This is a genomic window from Thermodesulfobacteriota bacterium (assembly GCA_040755095.1).
Lineage (GTDB): Bacteria > Desulfobacterota > Desulfobulbia > Desulfobulbales > JBFMBH01 > JBFMBH01.
The window spans coordinates 16792-27809 of record JBFMBH010000045.1 but is presented as its reverse complement, the minus strand read 5'-3'; the positions used below and the strand labels follow the sequence as shown (position 1 = coordinate 27809).

Annotated in this window: 8 protein-coding genes; 1 reads left to right on the top strand and 7 read right to left on the bottom strand. The window is 66.9% G+C overall.

Going from position 1 to position 11018, the window contains the following annotated elements:
• Positions 1-1103 (bottom strand): transporter substrate-binding domain-containing protein (locus AB1634_08875; GenBank protein MEW6219628.1); only part of this gene is annotated, 1103 nt, incomplete at its 3' end.
• Between the two features lie 76 nt (positions 1104-1179).
• A complete protein-coding gene (locus AB1634_08870; GenBank protein ID MEW6219627.1) occupies positions 1180-3012 on the bottom strand; it encodes a SpoIIE family protein phosphatase in 1833 nt (610 codons plus the stop codon).
• Between the two features lie 410 nt (positions 3013-3422).
• Here AB1634_08870 and AB1634_08865 point away from each other — a divergent pair, with 410 nt between their 5' ends.
• The gene (locus tag AB1634_08865; GenBank protein ID MEW6219626.1) at positions 3423-3947 is read left to right on the top strand and encodes a hypothetical protein; all 525 of its coding nucleotides are present in this window, start codon (positions 3423-3425) and stop codon (positions 3945-3947) included.
• Positions 3948-4037: 90 nt separating this feature from the next.
• Here the strand turns inward: AB1634_08865 and AB1634_08860 are convergent, their stop codons facing one another.
• From AB1634_08860 to AB1634_08840, 5 genes are all read right to left on the bottom strand, one after another.
• On the bottom strand, positions 4038-5471 hold the full coding sequence (locus AB1634_08860; protein MEW6219625.1) for an efflux transporter outer membrane subunit: 1434 nt from the start codon (positions 5469-5471) through the stop codon (positions 4038-4040).
• On the bottom strand, positions 5461-8655 hold the full coding sequence (locus tag AB1634_08855) for a multidrug efflux RND transporter permease subunit (GenBank protein ID MEW6219624.1): 3195 nt from the start codon (positions 8653-8655) through the stop codon (positions 5461-5463). The genes AB1634_08860 and AB1634_08855 overlap by 11 nt, the downstream gene beginning before the upstream one ends.
• 3 nt (positions 8656-8658) lie before the next feature.
• On the bottom strand, positions 8659-9879 hold the full coding sequence (locus AB1634_08850) for an efflux RND transporter periplasmic adaptor subunit (GenBank protein MEW6219623.1): 1221 nt from the start codon (positions 9877-9879) through the stop codon (positions 8659-8661).
• An 83-nt stretch (positions 9880-9962) separates the two neighbouring features.
• Positions 9963-10409, bottom strand: a complete 447-nt coding sequence (locus AB1634_08845) for a hypothetical protein (protein ID MEW6219622.1) — start codon at positions 10407-10409, stop codon at positions 9963-9965.
• Positions 10410-10689: 280 nt separating this feature from the next.
• Positions 10690-10896 carry a DUF1016 N-terminal domain-containing protein gene (locus AB1634_08840; GenBank protein MEW6219621.1) on the bottom strand — a complete coding sequence of 69 codons (207 nt, stop codon included), beginning with the start codon at positions 10894-10896 and terminating at the stop codon, positions 10690-10692.
• Positions 10897-11018 lie beyond the last annotated feature (122 nt).

Genomic DNA, 11018 nt, shown 5'->3' with positions numbered 1-11018 from the left:
AGCGGCTGCAGGGTCCTGGCCAGGGGACGGAAGAACACGCCGATGAGCGCGCCGGCCACGATGCCGGCGAACACGGCTCTGGGCGACAACAGCGCCTCCCCCAGGGCACCGCTCCAGCCCGGCTGGGCCGGCGCTGCCTGGGTTGGGCGCCGCCGGCGACCCAGGAGCAGCAGCACCACCCCGGCGGTGGCGACGCCGGCCACCCACCATGTCTGCTGCCCCTCTCCGGGCTCCCGAACGGCGGGGCTGACCGCCGGCGGGGGCTCCGGCTGGGTGGGGTCGCGGTAGCGGCGCATCACCGCGTCGGGGGTGATGACCTCCGGGCGGTTGAGATCGAGAAAGGTGTTGACATAGTGGAGCAGGCTCCAGCGACTGGGCGGCACAGCCACCGCGATGTGGTCGTTGACCTCCTGGATGGCGACGATCTCGAGGGGAATCTTGAGGTGGGGGTTGCGCCTGAGGCGGGACTTGATCTCGATCTCGTCGTAGTAGAAGGCGAAGACCTTGCCCGCCACGACCTCTTCCCAGCACACATCGGCGCTGTCCCGGGTGACGATGCGGGCTGCCGGGAAGTCAGCCTGGGCATAGCCCACGTACGAGGTGCCGTCGGGCGCCGCGATCTCCACCCCTGGCCGGCCAAGGCCCTGGCGCCCGGTGATGCCGTCGCCCAGCTGCGCCAGGCGGAGGCGGTTGACCACCACCGTCGGGTGCACCAGGAGGTACGGCCGGCTCATGAGCACCTCCTGCGACCGGCTCGTGGTCTTGCTCAGCACGCAGATGCCCAGGTCAGCCTGCTCCTCCCGGATGCGGCTCACCACCTGCTCGTAGCTTTCGGCGGCCCGGTCCAGCACCAGGCCCACCCCCAAGTCCGTGGCCAGGGCGCGGGCCAGATCCACCTCGTGCCCTTCCATCTCCCCCTGGGGACCCCGGCAGTAGTAGTAGGGCAGGTCCTCGGCCGGCATGGCCACCCGCAGCACGCCCCGGTCCTTGATCGCCTGGATCTCCGGCGCACAAGGCGCGGTGGTGCCGGCCTGGGCCAGACCCGGCCCCGCGAGGACGAGCAGCGCCAGGGCCGCGAGGACGGCCAGAAGCTGGGCGGTCATCCGGGCCCCTGGCCGGCGCGTCCGTCCCCCTGGGGCGGCTGAAAGCTGCAGAGCCTTCACGATCCCTTGCCGTGGCTTACGGTTGCCGTTGCCACGCCAGCAGCGTGATATCATCGAACTGGTCGCCCTTCTGAAACTCCATCACAGCGGATTGGATCGTCTCGCACAGGGCTGCCGGGTCCCGGGAGCCCTGGGCCTCGATGAGCTGCATGAGCGCAGCCTCGCCGAACAGGCCGCCCCCCGGGGCGTGGGCCTCGGTGACCCCGTCGGTGTAGATCAGACAGACCTCACCCGGCGCCAGGGTGAAGGTGCCGGTGTTGAAGGCAAGGCCCGGGAAGGGGCCCACCACCATGTCCTTGAGGGTGGGCACCGTTCGCAGCCCGCCATCCACCCTCAGCACCAGGGGCTCGGTGTGGCCGCCGTTGGCGTAGATGCACTCGCCGGTTGGCGGGTCGTAATAGGCGATGAACAGGGTGACAAACATGCCCTCCTCGTTGTGGGCGGCCAGAAGGTCGTTGCAGGCGGCCATCGCCGCCGCCGGATCCGGACGCTCCGGACAAGTGACCCGCAGCGCCGAGCAGGTGATGGCCATGAACAGGGCTGCCGGCACCCCCTTGCCGGAAACATCCCCGACCACCAGGGCGTAGCGGCCGTCGGGAAGAGGGAAGAGGTCATAGAAGTCGCCGCCCACCTCCTTGGCGGACTTGTAGAAGGCGTGGGGCCGAAACGCCGCCAGGGCCGGCATCTCCCGGGGCAGCATCGCCAGCTGGATGTCATGGCCGGCCTGCAGCTCGCCTTCGATACGGGCCTGCTGGGCGCGGCTTTCCGCCAGCTCGCTGCGGATGCGCTCCCGTTCCGCCAGGCCGGCCGTCATCTGGTTGAAGCTGTGGGCGAGAAAGCCCAATTCGTCCCGGGTGGGGATGGAAGCCCGGTAGTCATAATCACCGCCGGCAACCCGGGCCGCGCCTTCCGCCAGGGTGAGAATCGGCCGGGAGAGGAACTGGCAGATGAGGATGATGACCACCGCCAGGACCGTGAGGGCGGTGGCAGCGCCCAGAGCAAAGAACAGGGTGAGGCGCCTGGCCGGGCCATCCACCGCCGCCTGGTTGATGCGGAAGGCCACCGTCCACCCGGCGCTGGCGATGGGGGAGAACGCCAGGTAGGCATCGTCCTGGGCAATCAGGCTGGCCTTGCCGCTGGCGAGCCAGCCCTCGAAGGCGCGGCCGAAGGGGCCATCCTGGATACGCTTCTGGAGGATGAAGGACTCGTCGGGATGGGCGATGTAGCGGCCGCTCTTGTCGACCACGAAGGCCTCCAGAGACTGTTCCCGGCCCGCGGTGCGCAGCTGCGCAAGGACATGGGCCGGGAAGACATCCAGGGCGACGACGCCGGTGAAGAGGCCGTCCTGGCGCAGGGGAAAGCCCAGGGTGACGATCATCTCGCCGGTGTCGCCATCCCGGTAGGGCTCGGAAAAGCTGCGGCCACCTTCCGCCCTGGTCTCCTGGTACCAGGTCCGCTGCCGGTGGTCGTAGCCGGGCTCCGGCGTCCAGGCCGGGTCGATGTACACCCCACTCTCCAGGCCAACGAAGGGGACCTTGGTCTCGAACCGCTGGCCGAAGGCGGTGAGGCTCGCGGCCACGGCCGCCGGCGACGCCGTCCCCTTCTCCTCCAGGAGCAGGGCCAGGGCATTGACCAGCGCGGCCTCCTGCCGCAGCCAGGCGTCCACGGATTCGGCGCCCCGGGTCAGGTGGCCGATGACGCTGGCCGCCACCTGCTCCTTCACCATCTGCCGGGCGGTGGTGTACAAGGTGTAGCCCAGCACCAGCAGCACCGCCGCCGCCGAGCCCAGAATCGGCACCAGCATCCGGGTGCGGATCTTCCCGTTGAAGCGTGGCTCCGGCTCAGTCATGGTCGAGACCTCATGGGAAAGACGAACCGCAGAATGTCCTGCGCAAGGAATGGCGAAGAATGAAGGCAACGGTCATGCACGTTAGCCAAGCGCTTGGAGGGCTGTCAAGGCCCAGACGCCGCCACTTGGATATTCGATCGTCGCCATTGCCTTCCTGGGCGGGCCGATCCGTGCTAGACTCGGTCCATGACACCGTCCTTGCCGGTTGCCGCCTTCCCGGCAGGGGCATTGGGGGACGCTGCTCAGGGACGGGCGGCCACGATCAGGACGGTGGCGGCCGTCCGGATCCCGCCGGAGCGGGAGGTCCACAGAGATGGGCCGGCACGGCATCAACAACGATGGGCTGAGGCCCGGGAGGAGCGACCATGCAGATGTCCAGGCTGAGCAAGCTTTGCACGGCAACACTTGTCTTGATGGCTGCACTTGTGCTGTGGGGCGCGGTGCCGGCAGCGTATGCCCACGGCTCCCACGCCGCGGTGGAGGGCGGGCTGTGGCCCCTCGATGATCAGGACAAGCTCATCGTCCATGTCACCCCCCAACGGGTTGTCGCCATGCGGCCCCTGAACCTGCAGATCGTGCCCGCCGAGGGCGCCAATGGTCTGAACGGCACCCTGGCGGCAACGGAGCTGGCCATCCGGCAGGCCGCTCGCACCGGCCCCTGGTTCTTCATGATCGCCGAGCAGACCTTCACCGGCTCGGTGGTGGTGGAGGGGGTGGAGAGCACCGGCACCTTTGTCATGTTCGTCTACGCGGTGGGCCCCCTCAATCCAGCCCTGCCCCTGGATGATCCGCACCAGGGAGGCACCAGCTTCCAGGGGGTCTGGCGGATCGTGGCCGGCTCCGGCACCGGGGACTTGACCACCGTGCACGGCAGCGGCCAGGTCGTGTGGGACGGCGTGAACATGCCGATGTACACGGGCACGGTCGGCTTCTAGACGATCATCCTTTTGGGAGTGGCCGCCCACGGACCGGGCGGCCACACCCGTCCCCACTCCTTCCGCTTGCGGCCATCCCGGCGGCGCTCCTCAGGGCGCGTCCCCTGCCGCTCCCGCGGCCTCCACCTCCCAGCCGCCGCCCAGGGCCATGTACAGGGCCACCATCGCCTGGTGGACGCTGGCTTTTGTCTGGACCAGGGTCAGCTCGACATTGAGCAGGCTCCGTTGGGCGTCCAGCACGTCGATGAAGCTGGTGTAGCCGTTCAGGTAGCGCAGCCGGGCGATCCGGAAGGTCTCCTGCAGCACCGCCAGCTGCCGCTCCTGGGCCGCCACCTGCTCCAGGGCCCGCCGGTACGAGACCAGGGCGTCGTACACCTCCTTGAAGGCGACCATCACCACCTTCTCGTAGCGGAACCGGGCCTGCTGCTCCCGGGCCGCCGCCGCCTCGATCCGGCGGCTGTCCCGCCAGCCGGTGAAAAGTGGAGCCGCAACCGAAGCGCCGCCCTTGATGAGGGTGGTGGGCCAGTCGAAGACCAGGAAATCGTTGGTCACCTCGCCGATCATGCCGGTCAGGGAGAACTGGGGGAAGGCGGCGGCCATCGCCTGGCCGATGCGGGCGTTGGCCGCCACCAGCTCCTGCTCCGCCTGCAGGATGTCCGGCCGCCGCCGGAGGAGCTCGGACGGCAGCAGCGAGGGCAGCTCCGGCGTCCGCAGCTCGTCGAAGGCCACGCCCCGGGCGATCCGGGCCGGGTTGTGCCCCACCAGGACACTGAGCTGATGCTCGGTGAGGGCGATGCTCTGCTCCAGCTGCGGGATCAGGGTCCGGGCCGAGGCCAGCTCCACCGCGCTCTGATGGAGGTCGAGCTCCGAGGTGATGCCGCCCTCAAAGCGGATCCGGGCCAGCCGATAAGCCTCCTCCCGGGAGGCCAGGGCGGCCCGGGCGATGGCCAGGCGCTTGTCCAGCCCGGCCAGCTCGATGGAGGACGTGGCCACCTGGCCTGCCACGGACAGCATCAAGGCCCGCCGGGCCTCGGCCCGAGCCGCGAGATCGGCCCGGGCCGCCTCCTCGGCCCGGGCAATCCGGCCCCACAGATCCAGCTCATAGGACAGGTTGAGGGTGGCCGAGTACTCGCTGGAGTATGGATTGTCGGGCATGGGCGGGTCACCGGCCTGCAGGCCCTTGGTGCGGCTGGCGCCCATGCCAGCCGCGAGCTGGGGGAAGAGGTCGCTCCGGGCCACGCCCACCAGGGCCCGGTACTCGTCCAGGCTGGCCATGGCCACCTGGAGGTCGCGGTTGTGCTGCAAGGCGGCGGCAACCAGGTCGCTCAGCGCCGGATCGGCAAAGCCCTCCCACCAGCGGGGATTGACGATGGCGGCCGCCTCCCCGGAGCCAAGCTCCCAGCTGGGCGGCACCTCCACCGCCGGCTTCTGGTATTGGGGGCCGAGGGAGCAGGCAGCAAGAAGCGTGGCGGCCAGCCCCAGCCAGGCCGAATGCCGGGTCCGGGCATCGTTGTTATCGGGCATCGCCGTCACCTCCTGCCTCCACGGCCGGCTCCGGGCCAGCGACATCAGGCCGGCCACCGGCGCCGGGCCGTCCCCGCCGTCCCCGAGGATCCCACTCGTTGAGGCTTTGCACCAGGTAATAGAAGAGGGGCACGAAGAAGATGGCCAGGAAGGTGGCCGCCAGCATGCCCCCCATGACGCCGATGCCGATGGAATGCCGGCTGGCGGCCCCGGCCCCCTGGCTGGTCACCAGGGGGATGACCCCGAGGATGAAGGCCAGGGAGGTCATGAGGATCGGCCGGAAGCGGAGGCGCGCCGCCTCGGTGGCCGCCTCCCGGGGGGAGAGCCCCTCGGCCCGTTTCATGACCGCAAACTCCACGATGAGGATGGCGTTCTTGGCGGACAGCCCAATGAGGGTCACCAGCCCGATCTTGAAGTAGATGTCGTTCTCCATCCCGGTGGCATACGCCGCGGCCAGGGCGCCCAGGACGCCGAAGGGCACCGCCAGAAGCACCGAGAAGGGCAGGGTCCAGCGCTCATACTGGGCGGCCAGGATCAAAAAGACCATGAGGATGCCCAGGAGGAAGACCACGGCCGCCTGGTTGCCGGCCTTTTGCTGCTGGTAGGCCTCACCGCTCCAGGTAAAGGTCATGTCCGGCGGCAGGCTGGTGGCCGCCACCTCCTCCATGGCCGTCAGGGCCTGGCCGGAGCTGAAGCCGGGCCGGGCGCTGCCGCTGATGGTCGCCGACGGGAAGCCGTTGAAGCGGGTCACCAGCTCCGGCCCCGAGGTGTGGGAGACCCGGATGAGGGAGCCCAATGGCACCTGCTGCCCGGAGGTGGAGCGGACAAAGAGCTTGCCCAGGTCGTCCGGCTCGGACCGGTATCGGGGATCGGCCTGGAGCTGCACCTTGAAGATGCGGCCATACTTGTTGAAGTCGTTGACATAGTAAGAGCCGACCAGGGTCTGGATGGTCTGGAAGATGTCTGCGAGCGGCACCCCCATGACCTTGGCCTGATCCCGATCCACCTCCACGAAGAGCTGCGGCACGTTGGCCTTGAAGGTGGTGGACAGTCCCTGCAGCTCCGGCCGCTGGCCGGCGCCGCCGATCACCGAAAAGACCGCGGCCGCCAGCCGGTTGACGTCTCCCTCTCCCTTGCTCTGGAGATTGAATTCGAAGCCGCCCATGGTGCCAAGGCCCGGGATGGAGGGCGGGTTGAAGGGAAAGACCATCGCCTCCCTGATCTGCATGAACTGGCCGAAGAGGGCCATAAGCACGCCGTTGGCGTGCAGGTCCGGGGTTTGCCGCTCCTTCCAGTCCTTGAAGGTGATGAAGAAGGCGGCGGTGCTGGTCTTGGGCCCGTTGCTCAGAAGGTCGTAGCCGACAAAGGACACCACGTTGGTCACGGCGGGATGGCTGAGGACCATCTTCTCCACCCGCTCGGTGACCTCGGCGGTCCGGCGGATGGTCGCCGCATCCGGGAGGATGGCCACGGCCATGACGTAGCCCTGGTCCTCAGACGGGACAAAGCTTTCCGGCACCCGGTTGAACAGCTCGTAGGTGGCAAAGAGCAGCCCGGCGAAGACCAGCAGGAAGACCGCCCCCCGCCGGATGGCAAAGGCGGTGGTGGCGGCGTAGCCGGCGGTCAGGTGCTCGAAGGCGACGTTGAACCAGCGGAACAGGAAGAAGCGCCGGCCGTGTCCGGGCCTGAGCAGAAGAGCGGCCAGGACCGGGCTCAGGGTGAGGGCGGTGATGCCGGAGAAGACCACCGAGACGGCGATGGTGATCGCGAACTGCTTGTAAAGCTGGCCGGACATGCCGCCGATGAAGGCCACCGGCACAAACACCGCGCACAGCACCAGGACGATGGCCACCACCGGCCCGGTGACCTCCTCCATGGCCTTGATGGTGGCCTCCCTGGGCGACAGGCCCTCCACGGCCATGAGCCGCTCCACGTTCTCCACCACCACGATGGCGTCGTCCACCACGATGCCGATGGCGAGCACCATGCCAAAGAGGGTCAAGGTATTGATGGAATAGCCCAGAAGATACATGCCGGCAAAGGTGCCGATCAGCGACACCGGCACCGCCAGGGTGGGGATCAGGGTGGCCCGCCAGGTTTGCAGGAAGACAAAGACCACCAGAAACACCAGCACCACCGCCTCGATGAGGGTCTCGATGACCTCCTCGATGGAGACCTCCACATAGGTGGTGGTGTCATAGGGGATGGAGTAGGCGATGCCGGCCGGAAACGACTTGGCCAGGGTCGCCATGCTGGACTTGACCGCCTTGGCCAGGTTGAGGGCATTGGCGCCGGGCTGCAGATTGACGGCGATGAGGGTGGTGGCCGCCCCGTTCAGCCGGCCCTTGAATTCGTAGTCCGAGGCCCCCAGCTCCACGCCGGCCACGTCCTTGAGGCGGACGATGGATCCGTCCGGGTTGGCCCGGACGATGATATTCTCGAACTCGGAGGGCTCGGAGAGCCGCCCCCGGGTGGTAACCGGGATGGTCAGCTCCTGCTGGGCGCCGGTGGGCTCCTGGCCGATCCGGCCGGTGGCGTACATGGAATTCTGCTCCTGGATCGCCCAGGCGATGTCCCCGGTGGTGATGCCCAGCTGGGCCATGCGGTCGGGCTTGATCCAGATGCGCATGGCGTAGTCCCGGGCGCCCATGATCTGGGCACCGCCCACGCCGGGCAGCCGCTTCAGGGTGTCCATGACATTGAGGGCTGCGTAGTTGCTGATGAAGACGTCATCGTAGCGGCCGTCCGGGGACTGCAGGGCGATGATGAGCAGGATGCTGCCCGACTTCTTGTCCACCGTGACGCCCAGGCGGCGCACCTCCTGGGGCAGGGCCGGCTCGGCCAGGGAGACCCGGTTCTTGACGTTCAAGGCTGCCCGGTCCAGATCGGTGCCGATGTCGAAGGTGACGGTGATCACCGCCATGCCGTTCGAAGAGCTGTTCGAGGACATGTAGAGCATGTTCTCGAGGCCGTTGATCTGCTGCTCCAGGGGCGCGGCCACGCTCTTGGCGACCACATCGGCGGCGGCCCCGGGATAGATGGCGGTGACTGTGACCGTGGGCGGGGTGATCTCCGGAAACTGGGCCACCGGCAGGGTGTTGATGGCAGCGAGGCCGGCGAGCAGGATGACGGCGATGAAGACCGTGGTGAAGATGGGCCGGTCGATGAAGAAGCGGGAGAACATGGGCTACCTCCCTGCGGCAGGTGGGGGACCCTGGCTGGCAGCTGCCTCGCCCATCATCGTTGCCTTCACCGGCATGCCGTTCTGGATCTTGACCGCGCCGTCCACCACCACGGTCTCGCCGGGCTTGAGCCCGGCGGTGATGAGCCAGTCCTGTCCGACCCATTCGCCGACCTCGACATTGCGCATCTCCGCCAGGGAAGACTCGGCCACCACGAAGACGAACTTGCCGTTCTGGCCCTGCAGCACCGCCCGCTGGGGCACCAGGATGGCATTGGGCCGCTTCGCGCCATGCAGGTGGACCCGGAGATAGAGCCCGGGGAGCATCTCACCTGTGGGATTGGCGACCTTGGCCCGTACCCCCAGGGTGCCGGTCTCCCGGTTGAAGAAGGGGTTGGAGAAGTTGAGGCGGCCCCGGTGGGGATAGACACTGCCGTCGGCGAACTTGAGCTCCACGTCGAAGTTGCCACCCTCGGGGAAGACAATGGTCTTGTTCTGGGCCTCGCCGGTGAAGCGGATCATCTCGGTTTCCGAGATGTTGAAGTTGACGAACATGGGGTCGAGCTGGGAGACGGTGGTGAGCACCCCGCCGGGGCCGGGCGAGACCAGGGCGCCCTCGTTCTTCTGGGTCCGGCCGGTGATGCCGGCAATGGGGGCGCGGATGGTGGTGTAGCCGAGGTTGATCTCCGCCTCCTTGACCCGGGCCTGGGCGCCGCGCACCGCCGCCGCCGCCGTGGTCTCCGCTGCCAGCGCATCGTCGAGATCCTTCTGGCTCACCGCCTTTTCGGCCACCAGCGGCCGGAGGCGGGCGACGATCCGGCGGGCGTTGTCCAGCACCGCCTGCTGCTGGGCCAGTTGGGCCCGGGTATTCTCCAGGGCGGTTTCAAAGGGCGTCGTCTCCAGCCGGAACAGCACCGCCCCCGCCTCGACCTTGTTGCCCTCCACAAACTCGATCTTCTCCAGCACCCCCTCCACCCGGGTGCGGACCTCGATGACCCGGGAGGCCTCGGTCTGGCCCAGGTAGTCCAGAACCAGCGGCACGTCCCGGGGCACGATCCTGAGCGCCGTCACCTCGGCAGGAGGCATCTGCATGGCGCCGCCACCACCCGGGGGCTCCTTTTTCTTGCAAGCCGCGACGAGAAGCAGGAAGACCAGGCAGAAGACGACTCCGGGGATGCGGGACGTCCGGATCGATTCAGGGGGGGCGGAGCTGGCGTCTCGGCGCATCGTGGCCTCCTGGGGGTGTCGGTCAGAGCCAAAGGGTCTCGTCAAGGAGCTGTTTGAGGACAGGTAGGCTTCGCGTCCAGCCTCTATTCTTCACCAAGGGCTTCCAGATCGGCGAGATCTTTTTTTCTGCCCGTGGCCTTTTTGTTGCAGATGAACTGATTCCGGCCAATGTAGAAGACAGGGACATCGCCATATTTGCCCTGGGCGCGACTGGAACAGGCCTCTTCCCAGGAGATGCCCGTGAGAGATGTGACGATATCCACCCGAACAGGTGGCACACCAAGTTGAACAACCATGTTCTCTTTCTGGAACTCCTCGGCCGTTAAGCCAACAGACCCAAAGCCAAATTCGTTCAGAGCCGCCATGATCCGTGTGGCATTCCGGGGAGAAACGTGGACAAAGATGTCCATATCTCCCGTGTAACGAGGAGCACCATGAAATGCCAAGGCGTAGCCGCCCACCAGCATGAACTCAACTTGATGCTTGTTGAATAACGCGAGCAGATCTCTGAAGTCTGGTTGAACTTCCATGATATTGCCTTCTTAAATAGTCCACTGTTGCCACTCTCTCTTCGGGAGTTCTGCTCAGCCAGTAAGCCAAATCTCTCTTTATGGAGGAGTGATCCGTTAAACTTGCCGTTCTCACAATTTTCTTGATCACGGCCTTGCTCCCTGCTGTGTCCCGGATAGTTGTGGTGCCGCAACTGGCACAGAAGTTCTCAGACTGACCAACCTCTGCAAGAGTGCCTCCCTTCCCCTCACTCATCATGCCCCCCTTCGCGCCGCGACTCCAGCCCCGCCCTGGCCTCCATCAGAGCCTTGTGCAGTTTGGCTTGCAGCACCTGGCCGTACGTTGAAACAACATGCCGTCCATGCGTTCGCGCAGGGTGCGCACGGACCTGCGGCCTTCGGCGGCCATCCTGATGTAAAACTCGCGCTTGACGGCATCGTCAATCTTGATGATTTCCACAAAATGTGACCAGCAACAATGGATCGAAGGCGACCCTGCGGGTCGCACCAATCCTTATTGGTTATTGGCGATGAGCTCCGGTGAGTTGAGGCGCTAACCTTGCTTGATGGCGTCTTCGCGCACCTCGGCGGGAAGGCCTGGGTTGATGCACGCCACCGCCGTGCGCACCG